We start from the raw sequence: 18,933 nt of genomic DNA, 5'->3' as shown, positions 1-18,933 counted from the left end.
AGGAAAGCCATGAGTGAAAATTCGCAAAATGTCATGGAAACGGCGCCGCCGCGTCTTTCGGGGATGCGCGGGATCGTTGACGATTGGTCGTCCGATCAGCGAGCGTTCAAGAATGTCTCCTGGGGGAAGGCCATGATGTGGATCTTTTTACTCAGCGACACCTTCGTTTTCGCCTGCTTTCTGATTGCCTATATGACAGCAAGATCATCGACAGTCGTGCCCTGGCCTAATCCGAGCGAAGTTTTTGCCCTTCATATAGGCGGCGTGGAAATGCCGCTCATCCTGATCGCCATCATGACCTTTGTCCTGATTTCTTCCAGCGGCACCATGGCAATGGCCGTCAACTTCGGGTACCGCCATGCCCGCAGGAAGACAGCCGCACTCATGTTGGCAACCGCCGTGCTCGGCGCGACCTTTGTCGGCATGCAGGCATTCGAATGGACAAAACTGATCGTCGAAGGCGTCCGGCCCTGGGGAAATCCCTGGGGAGCGGCGCAGTTCGGATCGTCCTTTTTCATGATCACGGGCTTTCACGGCACACATGTCACCATTGGCGTGATTTTCCTCCTGATCATCGCACGGAAGGTTCTGCGCGGCGACTACGACAAAGGCCGGCGCGGTTTCTTCACGAGCCGCAAGGGCCGCTACGAATGCGTCGAGATCATGGGTCTCTACTGGCATTTCGTCGACCTCGTGTGGGTCTTCATCTTTGCATTCTTCTATCTCTGGTAGGAGGGAACAATGACACAGGCTGGCGCACAGCAACACGGTATCGCACATCACGCTTTCGAAGGCGGGACGGCGTCCGGACAAGCCGCAACGGACCATCAGGAGCACCCCATCCGTGTTTATCTGGTCGTCTGGGCCTGGCTGTTCATTCTGAGTGCGGGATCCTATCTGGTCGATTTCTTCGGAGTGGAAGGCTATCTGAGGTGGACCCTGATCCTGTCCTTCATGATCCTGAAGGCCGCCCTGATCATCGCTGTCTTCATGCATATGGCCTGGGAGCGGCTTGCGCTCGTTTATGCCATCCTGCTTCCGCCAGTTGCCGTTCTGGTCTTCGTGATCATTATGTCCCTGGAGTCCGACTACACGTTCCTTTCGCGAAGTCTCTTCCCGGGTTCCGGCTGATCGGCCCTGGATTGGCGCCAAACCGCACCGTCACGTGCCCGTGGCGTCGATAGCTTGCGGTGATCTTTCATGGAAACAGGACCGGCGGACCTCTCGACCGCCACATCCGGGCCAGCGCTGACCACCCGACAGTTCCAAGACCGACTTGCGGTCTCGATACAGAGGAACTCAAACGTCTATCGACGCGGTCTAGCGGAGCGCGACCGGCTGGGTTCATCCGGACGCGCTCTGCCTGTTATTTGGAGGTGTCTACAACCTTGCGGTAAAAATGCCAGGTCGAATGCGCCAGTATGGGCAGGACAAGCGCGAGCCCGATCATGAGAGGCACGAAACCCAGCAACAGCCCGGCGGCCACGATGAAGCCCCAAAGCAAAACCTGGACAGGGTTCACGAAGAACGCGGCAACCGAAGTCTTGATCGCAAAATAGGCTCCCACATCCTGATCAAGCAGCAGCGGCAGGGAGACAACGGAAACCACAAGGGCTGCCAGAGCGAACAGGAACCCCACCGCGTTGCCGACAATGATCAGTGTCCATCCCTTTGACGTGGTGAGGACGTCATAAAGGAACGGCAGCAAGGCTTCCGGAGGCATCGGACTGTAGAGCTTGATGTAAAGCAACTGGGCGGTGAACATCCAGGCCACGAACAGCCCGACCAGCAGGGCACCGACGAACATGATGGCCGGCATGGCAGGAGACCGCCATACCGTCAGCGCGTGGATCCAGGATGTGTCGAGATTCTGCTCGCGCCGCCGGCTGATTTCATAGAGGCCGATTGCCGCGAACGGTCCAACCAAGGCAAATCCGGTCACCAAGGGGTAGATCAACTGCAGATATTCCTGTTCAAACGCCCATTTGAACAGAATGAATCCCACGATCGGATAGATCATCGCAGCAAAGACAAGGTGTGACGGCTTTTCCTTGAAGTCTTCGAAGCCTTGCCGCAAGGCATCGAACACATCGTTGGTCGTGATATGCCGGACCTTGATGTTTTCCACCATATGGTGGACGTCGTCAAAAACGTGAAAATGGGCCATAGCTTTCCCTCCAACAGCAGTTGGAACGGGTCGCGGCTTCAGGCGCCGCCGCACTGCGTGAATGAGCACGCAAGGCCGCAACCTGTCTGTAGCGAAATTATACACCGTATTGGCAGTTTTGTCCCGGTTGCTGCCCGAAGCTCATCAAACCTTGATCACCGTCCCGGTCTCTCCATTCAGGAGCCGGCGGAGGTGGAAACTGGCAAGTCGGTCGTCAGCGTTGCGGCTGACGAGGGCGGCGAAGGCACCGACGGCACCCGGGTCCCCCGCTTCCATCTGGGAGAAGGCTGCGGCATAGGCTTTCGTGTCCTCCCGCGAATAATCCTCGGTGTTGAGCGGCTCGAAGGCCCGTATCGGTTCGCCGCGCCCCCGAAGCAACAGATCCCCAACCGGCCTGCCACGAAAGTCCTCCGCCTTTTCGGCCAGGGTACGGCTCACGCAGATGCGCGTCCCCAGCACCTTGTTGGCTTCCTCGAGGCGAGCCGCCACGTTGATGGTGTCGCCGTAGGCGCTGTAGTCGAAGAACCGGCCGCCGCCGAAATTGCCCACGACCGCCGACCCGGCGTGAGCGCCGATGCGCGTGTGGCCGAGCGAGATATCCTCGGCCCTGCACCGTTCGCAAAAAGACTGCGCAAACGCATCCAGCGCAAGCGCGCAAGCAACAGCCCGGGTAGCATGATCAGGTTGCTCCGAAGGGGCACCGAACAGGACATGGATCGCATCGCCGATGATCTTTGCGACCGTGCCGTCGTGATCGAACACGATATCGGTCATTCCCATCAGGTATTCGTTCAGCAGGTTGCCCAGCACCTTCGGGTCGGTTGCCTCCACCAGCGGCGTGAAGCCGGTCAGGTCGGTAAACAGCGAAACGACATCGCGCCGGGTGCCCCCAAGGTCCAGCGCATCGCTGCCGGAGGCCAGTCTTTCCGCGAGATTGGGCGAGAAGTACCGTGACAATGCGGCCCGGGCCTGGTCAGCCGCCGCCTGGCGGCGTTGCGCCTCTCGCAAGGCCTCGATGTGCCGGAGCGTCTTGTCGATCGTCGCCTCCAGATCGGCGAAGTCGATCGGCTTGGTGACAAAATCGAACGCCCCCCGGTTCATGGCAATGCGGATATTGGCCATGTCGCTGTAGGCGGACACCATGATGGTGGTCAGCTCGCGGTCCTGCTCCTGCAGCTGCGTCAGCAGGGAGAGCCCGTCCATGCGCGGCATGTTGATGTCGCTCAGAACCATGTTGACGTTCCGGTTTTCCTCCAGAACCGACAGGGCCTCGACGCCGTCATGTGCGAACAAAAAGTCCAGCGTGCCGTCGCGGATCTGCTTGCGGAATTTCTGGACCAGCAGGGCTTCCAGATCCGGTTCGTCATCGACAACAAGGACACAGGTGCTCATAGGGCCTGCTCGACACGTGTCTCGATTTCTCCGCGCAGCGCCGCGAAGTCGATCGGTTTCGTCAGTAGGGCTTCGGCGCCGCCGGCCATGGCCCTGTCCTGGGTGTCCGCATCGCCGTAAGCGGTGATCATGATAACGGGCACATCCGGCCGGATTGCCCTGGCCTTAGGCAGCAGGTCCAGCCCGCTCATGCCCGGCATGTTGATGTCCGACAGGATCAGAATAAGCGTTGCATCGCCGGCCTTTTCAATCCGCCCGAGCGCCTCGGCCGCTGACCGGGCGAATTCCATCGTGAACCGGTGCGCCCGCAGTTCCCGGCGGAATTGCTGGCGGAAAAGCAGCTCCACGTCCGCTTCGTCGTCAACCACCAGGATGAGCGGGTTCATACCTTCACCTCCGTGCGGGATCCGGAAATGCTCCTTGTTGCAGCATTGCGGGGCAGAACGATGCGGAACTCGGTGTGTTGCCCCGGCACCGTGTCGACGTCGATCGACCCCAAGTGCTGCTTGACGATGATGTCGTGGCTGAGCGAGAGCCCGAGCCCGGTGCCCTCCCCTGGCGGCTTGGTCGTGAAAAACGGATTGAACATCTCTTCTACGACGGTGGCCGGAATACCCGTGCCGTTGTCGCGGATTCGGATCTCCACGCTCTTGCCGAGGTTTTTGGTCGCTGCCGAGAGCGTCGGTTCGTAACTCCCTGCCGGTTCGGCTCCCGCGCGCTTGCGCGTCGCGTAAAAGCCGTTGGAAATGATATTGAGCAGAACCCGGGTGATTTCCTGAGGAAAGAGATCGACGTCTCCGGCCTCCGGATCGAACTGCTTTTCCAGAGTGATGTTGAAGTCGCGGTTTTCGGCCCGCGCGCCGTGATAGGCAAGATTGACGCTCTCCTCGACCAGCGCATTGACGTCCACAGGACGGCTTTCCTCCGCGCCCTGACGGGAATGCAGCAGCATGTTCTTGACGATGGAATCGGCGCGCCTGCCGTGCTGGACGACCTTCTCGAGATTGCCTTTCAGCATCTCCATGAGCTCTTCGACATTCTCACGCGTCGAACCCTGCAGCCCTAGTCCGGAAATCTCTTCGCCCAGTTCTTCGATGAGTTCGACGGACAGCGAGGAAAAATTATTGATGAAATTGAGCGGGTTCTTGATTTCATGGGCGATCCCCGCGGTCAGCTGGCCGAGGGAGGCAAGCTTCTCCGTCTGGACAAGCCGGTCCTGGGCATTGCGCAATTCTTCCAGGGACCGCGCCAGTTCCTCGGTGCGCGCCTGTACCTCGCCGAACAGGCGTGCATTCTCGATGGCGATCACGGCCTGATCGGCAAAGGCGGTCACGACCTTGATGTGCCGGTCGCTGAAGGGGCTCACCTCCTTGCGCGTGACAATAAAAACGCCGATCGGTTCGCCTTCCCGCACCAGCGGCACGCCCAGAATGGAGCGGTACTGGCCGAGGCGCTGATAGTCTGTTGCCGTGTAATCGGGATCGGCGAGCACATCGGGAACGTGAATGGGTTCGCCTGTCAACGCGACCCGGGAGGCGACGCCTTCGGTTCCGGCCCTGAAGGGATGTTCCGCGGCATAGGCAACCAGTTCATTTGAAAACCCGTAACTGGAGACCCAGGTGAACAGGTCGCCGGAACGGCGGAGGATGCAGGCCTGTTCCGCCTCGCACAGACGGGCGGCAGACTGGGCCAGCGTGTCCAGAACGACCTGCAGGTCGAAAGCGGACCGGCTGATGGTCTGCAGGACCTCCGAAGTCGCGGTCTGCTGGTCCAATGCCTCGCTGAGGTCGGCACTTCTGGCCTGCACCTGCTCGAACAGCCGCACGTTTTCAATGGCGATCACGGCCTGATCGGCAAAGGTGTTGAGCAGCTGGACCTGCCGGTCGGAGAACAGTCCGGGTTCCGACTTGCCCACGCCTATAGCGCCGATCGGTTTGCCGTTTCGCAACATCGGAACGGCGAGGATGGAGCGAAAGTTAGCGGCAACGGCGACATCATTTTCGTATTGTTCGTCTTCCAGAAGATCTTCAATCTGAATGGGTTTGCCTTCCAGCACGGCCCTGCCTCCGGCCTGTGTCCGGTCGGGTTTGCGCGGGTAATAGGTCTTGTAAATCTCGCTGATCTTGGAATTGAGGCTGTTCGTTGCAGCCACATGGAGAAACTCGCCATCGTAGAGATAGACGACGCTCACGATCGCGTTGCAAAGCCGCTCACCGCTTTCGGCAATCACTTCAAAGACCGGCTGGGCATCGGTCGGCGAGCGGCCGATGATGGACAATACCTCACTCGTCGCAACCTGTTGCTCCAGGGCTTCGGTGAGTTCATGCGTGCGCGTTTCCAATTCGCCGAACAAACGGGCGTTTTCTATGGCGATTACGGCCTGATCGGCGAAGGTCTCGACGAGCGCTATCTGTTTTTCGGTGAAGGGTAGCACCTTGTTCCGGCGCACCGTGATGACGCCTATCGCCTTGCCGTCCCTGAGCATCGGAGCGGAAAGGATGGATCTGTGCCCCATTCTTTGCGCCATTTGCTGGCCCAGGGGAAACTCCCCCCCTTCCGCACTTAGGTCCTCAACATGAATGGATTTCAGGTCGCAGAAGGCCCGGCCGGTTACCGAACCCCGCTCGATCGGAAGGCTCTTGAAATCAACCAGAATCGGACCGTAGTGCGCAACGACAACAAGCTCGCCACCTTCGGCCAGAAAGATCGCCGCATCCAGAGCGTCACACAGCTTGGTCGAACTCTCGGCAACAGCGTCCACAACCGGCTGAACGTCCGCCGGGGAGGAAGCAATCACGCGCAGGATTGCCTGTGTCGCAGCAAACTGTTGCTCTGCCTCACTGGCTTCCACCGGTGCGATTGAGCTTTCCGGTGTCCGGTGAGCAGTCCCGGCAGTCTTGCGGCTCTCCTCCATCGCTGCGCCTCCGGTTTCATGCGGTTTGTGCCACGATACCAAATAATATTGAGGGCAGTTTCATTTTCCAGAAATTAAATTCAGGATGCAAAAAACCAAAACCCGCAAACAAAATGTATACATCAATTAAAACAATAATCCTTGGCGGTTTTTAGCTCTATGTCACCTCTCTACCTCTACGTAAGAAGTGATTTCCCTACCCTGAAAGCGCTATCAGTTCGAGCCGCCGCATACTCCTGATCAACTCTGTTTGGTATGAAAGCACGCTGCCCGGCAAGTTCCGAAACCATCAAACAACGCGCTTGATCCGTCCGGATATCGCCAGCTAACCTGAAATTGCCAGATGGCTGAGCCTCGCGAGCTCATGCGCACGGGGCAGCGGGAAGCGAGGAAGAACGATGGACAAGTGGGTAGCCGAGGCGATCGCCAGGATCAACGCGGACGCGCACAGGTCCGCGGATACGCATCTTTTCAAACTGCCCCTGCCCCGGTTGCAAGGTGTCGATATCTATCTGAAGGACGAAAGCACCCATCCGACCGGCAGCCTGAAGCACCGTCTGGCACGGTCCCTGTTTCTCTATGCCCTGTGCAACGGCAAGATCCGGGAAGGCACGCCTGTGATCGAAGCCTCTTCCGGTAGCACGGCGGTGTCTGAAGCCTATTTCGCCCAGATGATCGGCGTGCCCTTCATTGCCGTCGTGCCGAAAAGCACCGCACACAGCAAGATCGCCCAGATCGAGCTTTACGGCGGCCAGGCGCATTTCGTCGGCTCGGCGCCTGAGATGCATGACGCGGCCGTCGAGCTCGCCGGATCCATCGGCGGCTATTTCATGGACCAGTTCACCTATGCCGAGCGTGCAACCGACTGGCGCGGCAACAACAACATTGCCGAGAGTATCTTCCGGCAGATGGAGTTCGAGCCCCACCCGGTTCCGAAAATGCTGGTCATGAGCGCGGGAACGGGCGGCACTTCGGCTACGCTCGGCCGCTTTATCCGTTACCGGGGCCACGACACCGAACTGACCGTGGTGGACCCGGAAAACTCGGTTTTCTTCGACGCATTTCAGACGGGCGACCGGACAATCACCGCACGGTGCTCCAGCCGCATCGAAGGCATCGGCCGGCCGGAGGTGGAGCCTTCCTTTCTGCCAGACGTGATCGACCGCATGATCAAGGTTCCCGATGCAGCAAGCGTCGCCACGATCCTGTGGCTGGAAAAGCTGATCGGCCGCAAGGCGGGCGCCTCGACCGGTACAAATGTCTGGGGCACCTTGCTGATCGCACGCGAAATGATGGACCGGGGAGAGACCGGCTCCATCGTCACGTTGATGTGCGACAGCGGCCAGCGCTATCTGGACAGCTACTACGACGCGGCCTGGGTGCGGGACCACATCGGCAACACGGACGCATTCACCAACGAGCTGGACGCCTGGAACTAGGCCCAGAAGCAGCCCATTGGCCTTGCGCATGTCGCCCCGGCCGCGCGCGGTTCACGGAATGGGAAGGAAGCAGCACATGGACGCCAACGAGCTCAGAAATCTTCAGGCACCGATCAAGGACCGTTACCGGTCCGATCCCGAGGCGGCCCTGATCACGCTGAGGGCCGAGGGAACGCTCGATGATCAAAATGTCGCTTGCAAGGTGGAGACCGGGCGCGCGCTTGCTGTAGCGGGTCTTCACCCGGCCACCGGAGGCTCCGGTCTTGAACTGTGTTCAGGGGACATGCTGCTGGAAGCGCTCGTTGCCTGTGCAGGGGTGACACTCAAAGCTGTGGCGACCGCACTGGACGTTTCCCTGAAATCAGCTTCCGTTTTGGCCGAAGGAGATCTTGACTTCCGCGGCACGCTCGGCGTCGACAAGACCGCGCCTGTGGGGTTCAGGGAGATCCGCCTCACCTTCGTCCTCGACACCGACGCGCCACAGGAGCAGATCGACCAGCTCCTGAAACTGACCGAACGCTATTGCGTGGTCCTTCAAACAATTTCAAGCGCTCCGCCGGTCGCGGTGGAAATGCGGCGTCACGGCGCTCAAGGTTAGGCGACAATGTCTGCCTGGCATTCGCCACACCCGGAATGACGTCGGGGTTTAAAGGCCTTTGTGGTATGCTTCTGACAGACCGGCCCCTCCGCCTGTTGGTGACCTATCAACAAGGTGACTTGCGGACTGCTACGGGGTCGCCTTCAGAAGGCGTCAACGATGGCAAGCAAGGCAAGCTCCGTCAGCGATCCGTTTCCACCGGCAGAAAACGATCTGACCCGGTTCGGCTGGCTTGCCTTTCTGGGCTCTGGCGCCTCGATCGGGGCGTGCTATATCACCACAATCAGCAGCGTTCTGGCGGCGGCGGTAGGCACTCCCGCCCTCAATATCAATCCGCATGTTCAGGCCGTCTTCATGTGGAGCTTCGCCCTGCTGGCCGTCTTCGCCATTGCCCGCGACTACAGGACACACCACCGGCTACATCCCCTGATCATCGGAGCACTGGGCTTTCTGCTTGTCATCGGCACGACCTACACCTATTACGACGTGCGCATCGAAATCATGGGCTACGTCGTGCTCGTGATTGCCGCCTTCCTGAACCAGAACGCGCTGATGAGCCTGCTCAACAGGAAGGTTCGGTCCCAGGCAAGCGAACTGGCCGACATGAACGCCTCGCTGGAAAGGCGCGTGGAAAGGCAAGTCAGTGAAATCGACCGTCTGGCAAGGCTGAAGCGCTTCCTGGCCCCGGAGATCGCGGACCTCATAACCAATGAGGACAAGGAAGCCCTGCTGAACAGCCACCGCGGCTTCATCGCCTGCCTCTTCTGCGACATCCGAAACTTCACCAAACTCTCCGAAGGTATCGAGCCCGAGGAGGTCATGAACGTTCTGCAGGACTACCACCGGCGACTGGGTCAACTTGTCAGCCGGCACGGCGGCACCATCGGATATCGTTCGGGAGACGGCCTGATGGTCATCCTCAACGACCCGCTCGCCGTCGAGGATCCCGTCCTGCAGGCGGCCCAACTGGCAAGGGACATGATGACCGCCTTTCAGGAGGCCCGCCTTGAGTGGGAACGGCTCGGTTATGAAATAGGCTTCGGCATCGGATTGGCTGCGGGCTACGCCACCCTGGGGCTGATCGGCGACGAGCACCGTTTCGACTATACCGCCATCGGCAATGTGGTGAACCTCGCCTCAAGGCTGTGCGACCGCGCCGCTGACGGAGAAATTCTGGTGAACCGGCGCGTCTTCGCCGACATCGAAGGCAGGATGGAAACCGCCAGATTGGGTGAATTCACGCTCAAGGGGTTTGAAAAACCCATTGAAGTCTTCACAGTTGGAAACCCCGACGAGACCTCGAATGTGGTCAAGGCCTCCTTCGAGGCCCAGACGGGTTCCCGCACCTGAAGAACACCGGAAACGATCCGCGCTACCGGCCTTTCTGGCCCGGTGGTGCGGCGCGTAAATCCCGCTGAGGAAGCACCCTCAAGAAATGCAATCAAAGATTTAAAACACCCCCAGTACGTTCAAGAATGGATAAATACAACTTTTAGCAAGTGATCCATTAATAATTTCCAGTACAAATCCCGGATCAAATTAACCTTCAGCCATAAGATTCCACACATAATCGCCATTTGGGCCGTCAAGTTGTATTTCTTTTCAGCGTCATTGTTTAAACTGATCGAAGAAAATCTTCGGAGTCAAAGTGATGCGCTCGAATATCGTTGCCCTTCTGAACGCCGATGAATTCGTTTTCGACGATGGCATCGGCAATGATTTGACCGACTTCCCCGGCGGTGCCGACGCCGTCCAGTGGAACGACGGGGAAACCGGGACCGGCGATGCCGCCGTCCCTCCGGCGGGCTGGTCTGAAGAGACAGCCGCCTCACCCGAGGACGATAACGATCTCGGTGACAAGGTCTCCGGGATCATGTCGGACAACCACGATCTACTGTCCGAAGGCAATTCCGAAACCGCCGCATGGTTCGCCTCGGAACTGCTGGGGGTTGGATCCGGGAACTTCCTGATCGGTATGACCGGCCTCAGCTTCACCAATGACCTTGGCTCAGCCAAGGGCGGAAACGGCGGCGGCGGGAATGGCGGCAAGAACGGGGGTGGCGGCGGCGGCGACACCGGTTCCGGCACGGGTGTATTGTCCGACTATCTGTCTGGTTCGAATGACGGCTCCGGCTTCAACATCGAAATCGTCTTCAAGGGCACCTGGACGTCCGCTTTGCAGCAGAGCTTTATTGACGCCGCCGATCTCCTGTCCACCATCATTACTGGTGACATCCAGGACGTCTTTTTCCGGGGCAAGATCATCGACGACGTGAAAATCGAGGCCAAACTATCGGATATTGACGGCACGGGCGGCATTCTTGGTCAGGCCGGCCCGACGGCCTATCGCACCGCCGACTACCTGCCAGCCATGGGCATCATGGAATTTGACGTTGCCGACGCCCAGACCTTCGACGGAATGGGCCTGTTCAACGACATCGTGTTCCATGAAATGATGCACGTTCTGGGTTTCGGAACGATGTGGAATTACATGGGCTTGGTTGACACGGTCGGCGACCAGCTTGAGTTCAATGGCACAAATGCGGGAATTGCTTTTGCTGCCGAATACGGCATTAACGGCGCCCCGACCGTGGAGACGGACGGAGGCTCGGGAACCGCCGGAGGGCATTGGAACGAAGGCGATATTCCGGGCTATCTCACCGATACGGATGGATTCGATTTCGGCAACGAAATCATGTCGGGTTTCATCAACTCCACGAATTACCTGTCGAATACCACCATCGCAGCTTTGGAAGACATGGGCTACGAAACGGTCTTCGACCCGAACAATCCTCTGCTTGCAACGAGCGGGCTGGACCTCGGCATCTTCTCGGACACGAACATCGTGTAACCGGGTCCGGCACAAATTACCCGGCATTCAGATTTCCGGATCTGAATGCCGCTTTCGTATCTATGACCAGGTCACGATATGGGCAGGCGCGGGAAAGGCGACTGCTCCGTCCGCGCCCTCATAGGCCCTCAAGGTTCGCTCGGCTTCCTTGACCAGCGCCTCGAAGCCGTCGTCGTCGATGAATTCGGCCAATGTCCAGCCGCGCACATCCATGCGCACCCATTCCCGGATCGAGGCAAAACGGGCTGTCCCCTGCTTCGTGGCAACCTCCGCTCCGGCGAGCCCTCCCGCTTCCAGCACTTTACTGAGACGGGCCCTCTCCCCCAGCACGAAGGGCGCCCTCAGCGCATCGGCGGCTTCCTTGCCGAACATCGTCTCGATCAGGGCGATCATCGCATCATAGCCTGGCGAATTGGCGGCCTCGTCCCAGACAGACAGGGCGAGACGCCCTCCCGGGCGCAAGACCCGCCGCATTTCAGAGAGCGCCCGTGCGCGATCCTCAAAGAACATCAGGGCGAACTGACACAGAACGGCGTCGAAACTGTCATCGGGAAACGGAAGCTCTTCGGCGCGGTCCTCGACCCACCGGATGTCCGGTGCGCGCGCCGACGCGACGGCCAGCATGCCGGAATTGCAATCAAGGCCGGTCACGCGGCCACCTGGCTGAACCCGCGTGGCGGCTTCGCGCGTTGTCGCTCCGGTTCCGCAGGCAACATCCAGAACAGCTTGCCCGGGCTCCACGCCTGCGGCCTCACAGAGCGGCCCTGCCCACTGCCCGAACAGCGACGGGACAAAAAATTCATCGTAGATCTCGGCGGCTGTCTTTGACACCTGGCCTTTTTCGGCAGCAGCGGATTGCATTGCGGCACCTCCTGAATTCGTTCGCCTCGCCGTCAAAGATGACTCGCTGCCGGCCGCGGAATATAGTTCTAAATCTGTAGTGAACCGCCAGGCCGCGTCATGAAATCCTACGGTCAGTTCTGCCCTGTTGCCAAAGCCGCGGAGCTCTTCTGCGAACGCTGGAACGCGCTCATCATTCGGGATCTCGCCGGCGGTCCCCGGCGTTTTTCCGAGTTGCAGCGCGGCGTCCCGCTGATGTCGCCTTCATTGCTGTCTTCACGGCTCAAATGGCTGATCGATGAAGGCGTCGTAACGCGTGAAGAGGAAGGCGCGCGGAACGCCCGTTACGATCTGACCGACGCCGGCCGTGAATTCGTGCCTCTGGTGGAAGCGCTCGGCATCTGGGGTCAGAGATGGACCCGCCGCACTCTCAAGGAGCATGAAATCGACCTCGGGCTCCTGGTCTGGAGCCTCGAAAGCTCGACAAACCCCGATGCATTTGACGGCAGGCGTTGCCTGATACGGCTGGAGCTGACCGATCAGACCGGCGCCAAACGCCTGTGGTGGTTCCTGAACCAGAAGGGACGCTGCGAATTGTGCGTGGACGATCCCGGCGGCGGCGTGGACCTTTTCCTGGCTTGCACCTTGCCCGATGCCATCTATATCGTCCGGGGCGACCTGACGCCTTCCGCGGCCCAGGAAACCCAACGGCTGGAAGTCATCGGCGACGGCTGGGCCCGTGCGGGTTTCACGGACTGGTTGAACTTGAGCCCTCTGGCCCGAATAACCTCCTGCCGCACTGATCCATAACCGAAAGCCCGGCAAGGCGCCCTAATGCTGACTCACTCTGCCGTTAACCCTGCTCCGGCAGAATGAAAAGGGATCTGATGAGGCGGCGTGATTTTCTGATTGCTGGCGGGATTTGCGCAGGCGGCGGGCTATGGACCGCGGCGAACCTTCCCGCACACCGGATCGACACTGCCTTCCAATCGGCCCAAACCGCCTTCGGCCATTCTTCCGGGTTACCCGATCCGGTAAAGATAGACTTTCTGCAACAAGACGCGGAACCCTGGGCCGAAAAACTGATCGCCGCAGCCGAAGGCCAGATCGGCGTCACCGTCCTTTACGACCCGGCCTATGTGAGCCTCGCCTTTCCGAACGGCGACCTGCCGCGCGAGCGCGGCGTGTGCACGGATGTGGTCGTGCGCGCTTATCGCGACGCCCTAGGCTTCGATCTGCAACAGGCCGTCAACAAGGACATGAAGGCGCATTTTTCCGCCTACCCGAAGATCTGGGGCCTGTCCCGCCCGGATCGCAACATCGATCACCGCCGGGTGCCGAACCTGCAGACCTATTTCAAGCGCCGGGGAGCCGATCTGCCGGTAAGCGCCAATCCGGCGGACTACCTGCCCGGCGACATCGTCACGCAAATGCTGCCCGGCAATCTCCCGCACATGGCCATCGTCACACGGCGCCTGTCGCCGGACGGCTCGCGGCCCATGATGGTCCACAATATCGGCGCAGGCACGCGGCTCGAAGATCGGCTGTTTGAGTTCGAACTGACCGGCCACTACCGCTTCAAGCCGCCAATCGCTGCCTGAGCCTCCTCATCGCTAATGCAGAGGAAGAGTCCGGTGATGCGTCGGGCGAACCGGGTCGTAAAAATGGCTCATCGGGCCGTCTTCCTCGAACCTCGCCGCCCAACGGCGCATGGCCTCCGTGTCCAGTTCGACGCCGAGCCCCGGTCCTTCGGGAACGGCAACAACGTCGTTGGTCTGCCGGAAGGGACCGTTCCGGATCACATCGCCAATCTGCCAGCGGAACAGCGACTGGGAGGCCTCCGTTATCAGCGGCGAAGCCGCCGATACATGCAGGTAAGCGGCCGTCATGATGCCAAGGTCGTTGGAATAGCACCAGAAGCCCTTCCCCATCGCCTCGCAGGCCGCAATGAATTTCAACGCTTTGGAAATCCCCCCGAGCGCCGCGAAATTGCAGACAAAATTGTCCGGGGCACCCAGCGCCACCGCACGCCTCAGATCCGGAACGTGGGTCGAAAAGGGAATGATGCTGTGCTGGCGCAGCGCCGCCATTTCCTCGAAGGTGGCGACCGGATCCTCGTAATTGCGGATGTTGAAGGGTTCGAGCTCACGCAACAGCCAGCGGGCGGTCGTCAGCGAATACTGCATGTTTGAATCGAGCTTGATCTGCACATTCTCGCCCAGCGCTTCCCTTAAGCGCCTGACCGTGCGGATTTCAAGCTGCGGATCGCCCAGGATCAGCTTGCCCTCGAATATGGTCGAACCATGCTCTTCCCGCATCCGCTCGCAATAGGCGCAGATGGCTTCGGGGCTCATCTCGCCACCGGCGCCATTGTGCTCGGGCCGGAAGGAAAAATATTCGGAGAACCTGATCTCCTTGCGCACGGCGCCACCGAGTAATTTGTAAAGCGGCAGGCCGAAGAGTTTGCCCCGGATGTCCCAGAGCGCGACTTCCACCGCCCCGAAGGCAACGGACGCTGCCCCCTCGCCCGTGTTGGCGGTGATCTGCCAGGGCGGCACGCAGCGCGCTTCGCAATCGGCGATGTCCAGCGGGTCGGCTCCGATCAGCGCCGGGGCGATTTCCGCCTTGATCACTTCGCCGAAATGGTACCAGGGCGCTTCCCCGAGCCCGGAGATGCCCTCATCCGTCTCGACCTCGATGATGGATTTCGATGCCCCCGGATAAAGGCCGCCGGTCCACCAGAACGGTGCATCGAAGGGCACGTTGACATGGGTCACGCGGATATTCGTGATTTTCATGGGAATGACCCTCAATACCAGCGATCTTCGCAAGCGGCTTTCCGGCGAGCGACGAAGTCGCTCAAGGCTTCGTCGATGGCTGCCTCGAGTGGCGGTGCCTCATAGGCTGCCAGCGTCTCCTTCCAGGCCCTGTTCGCCCGCGTGGCTGCGTCCACGGACCCGTTTTCCTGCCATTTCTCGAAAGGATCGTTGTCGGCAATCCCGGCATCGAAGAACGCGGTTTCATAATTGCGCATGGTGTGTTCGCAGCCGAAGAAATGGTTGCCCGGCCCGACTTCGCGGAAGGCATCGAGGGCAAGGCTGTTGTCATCGACCACGACGCTTCCGAGGTAGGTATGGAGAGCACCGCAGAAATCCGCGTCCATCATGAATTTCTCGTAGGACATGGACAAAAGCCCATCGAGGAACCCGGCCGAATGCAGGATGAAATTGGCGCCGCAATGTATTGCCGAGAGCATCGACATGGTGCCCTCGTTCATGGCATGCGCGTCCGGCAGCTTGGAGGTGGTGAAGTTGCCGGCGCATCTGAGCGGCAAGCCGGCGCGACGGGCGAGCTGTCCGACGACCAGAGACCCGGCCGCAGGTTCCGGCGTCCCGAACGTCGGCGAGCCGGAACGAAGGCTCATGGAGGAGAGGAAATTGCCGTAGATGACCGGCGCACCAGGACGCACCAGCTGGGTCAGCGCGCATCCGGCAAGCGTTTCGGCATGTGCCTGGGCAATCGCACCGGCGGTCGTCACCGGCCCCATGGCGCCACCCAGGATGAAAGGCACCAGAACGGTTCCCTGGTTGGCCCTGGCATAGGCGCGCAGGACCTTCGTCATGGTCCCGTCCCAGACGAGCGGGGAATTGACGTTGAGATTGCCCATGATGACGCAGTTCTCTTCGACGAAATCCGCGCCGAACAGAATTCGCGCCATATCGATGGAATCTTCCGCCCGCTCCTCCGCCGTCACCGACCCCAGGAACGGGCGGTCTGAGAACGTGATGTGGGCCTGCACCATGTCAAGATGCCGCTTGTTGACCGGTACGTCGACCGGCTCGCAAATCGTGCCACCCGAGTGATGCAGCCAGGGGGAAGACTGGGCCAGCTTGATGAAATTGCGGAAGTCCTCGATGGTGCCGTATCTGCGGCCCTCATCCAGATCCATCACGAAGGGGCTGCCATAGGCGGGCGCGAACACCACGCTCGAGCCGCCGATCCGGACATTGTTGGCCGGATTGCGCGCGTGCTGGGTGAATTCCCGTGGCGCGGTTTTCACAAGCTCCTGAACAAGCCCCTTCGGGAAACGAACACGGACACCTTCGACTCCGGCTCCGGCTCCCCGCCACAAATCCAGCGCCGCGGGATCGTCCCGGAACTCGATGCCGATTTCCGCCAGGATCGTGTCTGCCGTTTCCTCGATGCGCGCAAGGCTCTCTTCCGACAGGATGTCATGGGGAGGCAGGTGTCTGGTGATATAAGGCACACCGGAAGCAAGCTGAGCCCCGGAGCGCTTTTGCCGCCGTCCCGCCCGGCCGCCGCTGCGAACGGCCCGGCCACTTCCGACATCAGCGCCTGTGTCCTGCACCTGCGTCTCAAGGCTCATGGTCACCTCCCCAAACACCCACCAAGAACATCTGCATTTTCGATGCTAACTTCTCGGAGAAGTCTTGTGACGCTTGAAAAATATCATGTTTGGCATAAGATTTTTTCATGACAAATCTGCGCCGCCTTCTCCCCTCCTTCAGAGGGCTCGTCGCCTTCGAGGCGGCGGGCCGCCTTGGATCATTCACCCGTGCCGGTGCCGAACTCGGTATGACACAGTCCGCCATTTCCTATTCCATCAAGGCGCTTGAGGAAGATGTCGGGCAGGCACTTTTCGAGCGAGGACACCGCGAGGTCCGGCTGACGTCCGCGGGAAGCCAGCTGCATGCGGAAGTGACCCGCAGCCTTTACCAGCTCGCCCAGGGGATCAGCGCGATCCGGACAAAACCGGCGGACAATGTCGTGACGCTTTCTGTCTCCACCGCCTTCGCAACTCTTTGGATCGCCCCGCGCCTGCAGGCAATGCGGACGGACCTTCCGGAGATCGAATTGCGCCTGCACACGGCGGACCGGGATCTGGACATCGTGGCGGAGGATATTCCCCTCGGCATTCGCGGCGGCAGGCCGCGCGACTGGCCGGGATATCATTGCGATGCCTTCGCTATGGAAGAAATCATCGCCGTTGCCTCTCCAGCCTATCTGGAGGCCCATGGCATCCCGCAACATCCCAGGGACCTGTTGCCCCACACGCTCGCCCATCTGGACGAACCTTACCGTTACGCAGCCACCTGGAAGGACTGGCTCAGATCCGCCGGCGTCACCGGCACGGCTCCTGTCAGGGGAACGCGCGCGAACGAATATGTTGCGGTTCTGCAAATGGCGCTCGACGGCGATGCCATCGCCCTCGGCTGGCGGCATCTGGTGGGGGAATTCCTGAAATCCGCCCGCTTGAGCCAGGTGACGGACCACTCGTTCCGAACGGGAAACAGCTTTTATGTCATCTGGCCCCGGCAAAGAGAGCTCAACGAAAATTCCCGAAAGGTCCGCGACTGGATCCTGAACCAATCAGACCTCGCATCCAATGAGAAGTCCAGCACTGCAAGACGGCTGAACATGCTGCAGGCTGGATCTGACCATCGCGAGTGATGAAGTAGCGAAAATACCGGCTGAAGAAGGATCATTCCCTTCTTCTTTCATCCCCGACTTGATGGGGGATGACCTTTGTTTTTCCTCCATCCGCCCCCAACTTCAGCACCATTGTAAGTCAACGCTGGAACAGGTCCTCGTTTTCCGGTTCCCGGTTGGTGGTTCGTTCCTGGTAGGGCCGTCGATCAGCTTCAGAGTTGAGGCCGCTGTGCCGTATCCCCCGGACGTTGCGCCCCGGCCCAGTCCCCGGCTTCGAGAAGTCCGGCAACAACCTCTCGCAACAAATCCTGCACCGCTTCCTGCGCCCGTGGAACGGGCCGCCCGGTGGAATACATGAGATGAGCTCCGCGCCATAGACCCGGTTCTGAAATGCGGCTGACGGCAAGCTCGCCCGCTTCCACCTCCTTTTCCGCCGCGTAGAGCGGCAGGATGGATGCCCCGAAACCGGCGGCGACCAGCCGTTTGATATTGGCAAAGGAATCGATCTCCATCGCTATGGTGGGCGTAATTCCGATTGCCTGCAGCTTCGCGTCGATCAGCATCCGCAGGCCATGGGCCGCACTCGGCAGGACCAGAGGAACTCCGTCGAGACCGGCAAGCTCCAGCTCTTCCGGCTGACCGTTACCGCCCTGCCAGAGAACAACCAGTTCTTCTTCCAGCAGCAGTTCCGACACGATCTTGCCGTCTCGAGGCTCCGTATAGAGCACCGCGATATCCACCCGGCCCTCCGACAGCCAGTCACCGATGAAGCCGCTCATTGCCTCGGCGATGTTGAGCGTGATCCGGGGGTAGCGTTCACGAGCTGCAAGGATCAGCGGCAGCGAGATGAGACCGCTGATCGTACCCGGCAGGCCGATCCGGACAATCCCGGCCGGGTCTGCCTCCAGATTGCGGATATCATCCTCGGTCCGGGCAAGGTCATCAAGGATGGCGCGCGCCCGGCGAACCAGCAGAACCCCTGCCTCGGTCGGCTCCACGCCGGAGCGGCTACGATTGAGCAGCCGCGTTCCAAGCTGCGCTTCCATGTTTTTCAGATGCAGGGAAAGGGCCGGCTGTGCCACATGCAGCCGGTCGGCGGCACGGGTTAAAGACCCCTGCTCGACGATTTCCAGGAAATACCGAAGCTGCCTGACGTCCATTCCGGCCTGCGTTTGATCTCAACCTGCAACTATACATAAATGATATGAAAAATATCCAAAACATATATTTGTTTAATGTATCTCGTGAGGCTTAACTGCGGACAGATCCGACCCGCAACGG

At 60.0% G+C, this 18,933-nt stretch carries 17 protein-coding genes; 9 read left to right on the top strand and 8 right to left on the bottom strand.

The annotated features are described in order from the left end of the window. Window positions 1–9 precede the first annotated feature (9 nt). Entirely contained in the window at window positions 10–732 is a 723-nt protein-coding gene (locus tag ACQY7U_RS20705; protein WP_428648727.1) for a heme-copper oxidase subunit III family protein, read from the top strand. 9 nt (window positions 733–741) lie between these two features. Next, complete coding sequence (locus tag ACQY7U_RS20700; RefSeq protein WP_428648725.1) at window positions 742–1,131, top strand: cytochrome C oxidase subunit IV family protein; 390 nt, start codon at window positions 742–744, stop codon at window positions 1,129–1,131. 235 nt (window positions 1,132–1,366) lie between these two features. Here ACQY7U_RS20700 and ACQY7U_RS20695 read toward each other — a convergent pair whose 3' ends face one another. The 4 genes from ACQY7U_RS20695 to ACQY7U_RS20680 all read right to left on the bottom strand — a co-directional run bounded on the left by ACQY7U_RS20695 (window position 1,367) and on the right by ACQY7U_RS20680 (window position 6,473). Further along, window positions 1,367–2,167, bottom strand: a complete 801-nt coding sequence (locus tag ACQY7U_RS20695) for a DUF2189 domain-containing protein (RefSeq protein ID WP_428648723.1) — start codon at window positions 2,165–2,167, stop codon at window positions 1,367–1,369. A gap of 144 nt (window positions 2,168–2,311) precedes the next feature. Then, entirely contained in the window at window positions 2,312–3,559 is a 1,248-nt protein-coding gene (locus ACQY7U_RS20690; RefSeq protein ID WP_428648720.1) for an adenylate/guanylate cyclase domain-containing protein, read from the bottom strand. Beyond that, window positions 3,556–3,945: a response regulator gene (locus ACQY7U_RS20685; protein WP_428648717.1), complete on the bottom strand. Its 390-nt coding sequence runs from the start codon at window positions 3,943–3,945 to the stop codon at window positions 3,556–3,558. The genes ACQY7U_RS20690 and ACQY7U_RS20685 overlap by 4 nt, the downstream gene beginning before the upstream one ends. Continuing rightward, complete coding sequence (locus tag ACQY7U_RS20680) at window positions 3,942–6,473, bottom strand: GAF domain-containing protein (RefSeq protein WP_428648715.1); 2,532 nt, start codon at window positions 6,471–6,473, stop codon at window positions 3,942–3,944. The genes ACQY7U_RS20685 and ACQY7U_RS20680 overlap by 4 nt, the downstream gene beginning before the upstream one ends. A gap of 398 nt (window positions 6,474–6,871) precedes the next feature. On the opposite strand from ACQY7U_RS20680, the gene ACQY7U_RS20675 reads away from it, so the two are divergent. The 4 genes from ACQY7U_RS20675 (at window position 6,872) to ACQY7U_RS20660 (ending at window position 11,361) form a co-directional block, all read left to right on the top strand. Beyond that, a complete protein-coding gene (locus tag ACQY7U_RS20675) occupies window positions 6,872–7,912 on the top strand; it encodes a PLP-dependent cysteine synthase family protein (protein ID WP_428648712.1) in 1,041 nt (346 codons plus the stop codon). Between the two features lie 76 nt (window positions 7,913–7,988). Further along, a complete protein-coding gene (locus ACQY7U_RS20670) occupies window positions 7,989–8,510 on the top strand; it encodes an OsmC family protein (RefSeq protein ID WP_428648710.1) in 522 nt (173 codons plus the stop codon). Window positions 8,511–8,669: 159 nt separating this feature from the next. Further along, window positions 8,670–9,860, top strand: coding sequence for an adenylate/guanylate cyclase domain-containing protein (locus ACQY7U_RS20665; RefSeq protein WP_428648707.1), 1,191 nt, complete (start codon window positions 8,670–8,672; stop codon window positions 9,858–9,860). Window positions 9,861–10,161: 301 nt separating this feature from the next. Beyond that, the gene (locus ACQY7U_RS20660) at window positions 10,162–11,361 is read left to right on the top strand and encodes a leishmanolysin-related zinc metalloendopeptidase (RefSeq protein ID WP_428648705.1); all 1,200 of its coding nucleotides are present in this window, start codon (window positions 10,162–10,164) and stop codon (window positions 11,359–11,361) included. A 60-nt stretch (window positions 11,362–11,421) separates the two neighbouring features. Here ACQY7U_RS20660 and ACQY7U_RS20655 read toward each other — a convergent pair whose 3' ends face one another. Then, entirely contained in the window at window positions 11,422–12,222 is an 801-nt protein-coding gene (locus tag ACQY7U_RS20655) for a class I SAM-dependent methyltransferase (RefSeq protein WP_428648702.1), read from the bottom strand. 99 nt (window positions 12,223–12,321) lie between these two features. Here ACQY7U_RS20655 and ACQY7U_RS20650 point away from each other — a divergent pair, with 99 nt between their 5' ends. After that, window positions 12,322–13,011, top strand: coding sequence for a winged helix-turn-helix transcriptional regulator (locus ACQY7U_RS20650; protein ID WP_428648699.1), 690 nt, complete (start codon window positions 12,322–12,324; stop codon window positions 13,009–13,011). A gap of 77 nt (window positions 13,012–13,088) precedes the next feature. Continuing rightward, window positions 13,089–13,802: a DUF1287 domain-containing protein gene (locus tag ACQY7U_RS20645; protein WP_428648697.1), complete on the top strand. Its 714-nt coding sequence runs from the start codon at window positions 13,089–13,091 to the stop codon at window positions 13,800–13,802. Between the two features lie 12 nt (window positions 13,803–13,814). Here the strand turns inward: ACQY7U_RS20645 and ACQY7U_RS20640 are convergent, their stop codons facing one another. After that, on the bottom strand, window positions 13,815–14,999 hold the full coding sequence (locus tag ACQY7U_RS20640) for a mandelate racemase/muconate lactonizing enzyme family protein (RefSeq protein ID WP_428648695.1): 1,185 nt from the start codon (window positions 14,997–14,999) through the stop codon (window positions 13,815–13,817). Between the two features lie 11 nt (window positions 15,000–15,010). Continuing rightward, on the bottom strand, window positions 15,011–16,588 hold the full coding sequence (locus tag ACQY7U_RS20635; RefSeq protein WP_428648692.1) for a trimethylamine methyltransferase family protein: 1,578 nt from the start codon (window positions 16,586–16,588) through the stop codon (window positions 15,011–15,013). A gap of 107 nt (window positions 16,589–16,695) precedes the next feature. Between ACQY7U_RS20635 and ACQY7U_RS20630 the strand changes: the two genes are divergently transcribed. Next, window positions 16,696–17,673 carry a LysR substrate-binding domain-containing protein gene (locus tag ACQY7U_RS20630; protein ID WP_428648690.1) on the top strand — a complete coding sequence of 326 codons (978 nt, stop codon included), beginning with the start codon at window positions 16,696–16,698 and terminating at the stop codon, window positions 17,671–17,673. A 191-nt stretch (window positions 17,674–17,864) separates the two neighbouring features. Here the strand turns inward: ACQY7U_RS20630 and ACQY7U_RS20625 are convergent, their stop codons facing one another. Beyond that, window positions 17,865–18,812, bottom strand: coding sequence for a LysR family transcriptional regulator (locus tag ACQY7U_RS20625; protein WP_428648687.1), 948 nt, complete (start codon window positions 18,810–18,812; stop codon window positions 17,865–17,867). Between the last annotated feature and the right edge of the window lie 121 nt (window positions 18,813–18,933).

The organism is Roseibium sp. (genome assembly GCF_050301095.1).
GTDB lineage: Bacteria > Pseudomonadota > Alphaproteobacteria > Rhizobiales > Stappiaceae > Roseibium.
The sequence above is the reverse complement of the archived record's forward strand: the minus strand, read 5'-3'. Positions and strand labels throughout refer to the sequence as shown.

Coding starts and splice junctions, on each gene's coding strand:
- ACQY7U_RS20670 (WP_428648710.1), top strand. CDS start 7,989: ATGGACGCCAACGAGCTCAGAAATCTTCAGGCACCGATCAAGGACCGT.
- ACQY7U_RS20645 (WP_428648697.1), top strand. CDS start 13,089: ATGAGGCGGCGTGATTTTCTGATTGCTGGCGGGATTTGCGCAGGCGGC.
- ACQY7U_RS20690 (WP_428648720.1), bottom strand. CDS start 3,559: ATGAGCACCTGTGTCCTTGTTGTCGATGACGAACCGGATCTGGAAGCC.
- ACQY7U_RS20705 (WP_428648727.1), top strand. CDS start 10: ATGAGTGAAAATTCGCAAAATGTCATGGAAACGGCGCCGCCGCGTCTT.
- ACQY7U_RS20655 (WP_428648702.1), bottom strand. CDS start 12,222: ATGCAATCCGCTGCTGCCGAAAAAGGCCAGGTGTCAAAGACAGCCGCC.
- ACQY7U_RS20700 (WP_428648725.1), top strand. CDS start 742: ATGACACAGGCTGGCGCACAGCAACACGGTATCGCACATCACGCTTTC.
- ACQY7U_RS20630 (WP_428648690.1), top strand. CDS start 16,696: ATGACAAATCTGCGCCGCCTTCTCCCCTCCTTCAGAGGGCTCGTCGCC.
- ACQY7U_RS20640 (WP_428648695.1), bottom strand. CDS start 14,999: ATGAAAATCACGAATATCCGCGTGACCCATGTCAACGTGCCCTTCGAT.
- ACQY7U_RS20665 (WP_428648707.1), top strand. CDS start 8,670: ATGGCAAGCAAGGCAAGCTCCGTCAGCGATCCGTTTCCACCGGCAGAA.
- ACQY7U_RS20680 (WP_428648715.1), bottom strand. CDS start 6,473: ATGGAGGAGAGCCGCAAGACTGCCGGGACTGCTCACCGGACACCGGAA.
- ACQY7U_RS20660 (WP_428648705.1), top strand. CDS start 10,162: ATGCGCTCGAATATCGTTGCCCTTCTGAACGCCGATGAATTCGTTTTC.
- ACQY7U_RS20695 (WP_428648723.1), bottom strand. CDS start 2,167: ATGGCCCATTTTCACGTTTTTGACGACGTCCACCATATGGTGGAAAAC.
- ACQY7U_RS20650 (WP_428648699.1), top strand. CDS start 12,322: ATGAAATCCTACGGTCAGTTCTGCCCTGTTGCCAAAGCCGCGGAGCTC.
- ACQY7U_RS20675 (WP_428648712.1), top strand. CDS start 6,872: ATGGACAAGTGGGTAGCCGAGGCGATCGCCAGGATCAACGCGGACGCG.
- ACQY7U_RS20635 (WP_428648692.1), bottom strand. CDS start 16,588: ATGAGCCTTGAGACGCAGGTGCAGGACACAGGCGCTGATGTCGGAAGT.
- ACQY7U_RS20685 (WP_428648717.1), bottom strand. CDS start 3,945: ATGAACCCGCTCATCCTGGTGGTTGACGACGAAGCGGACGTGGAGCTG.
- ACQY7U_RS20625 (WP_428648687.1), bottom strand. CDS start 18,812: ATGGACGTCAGGCAGCTTCGGTATTTCCTGGAAATCGTCGAGCAGGGG.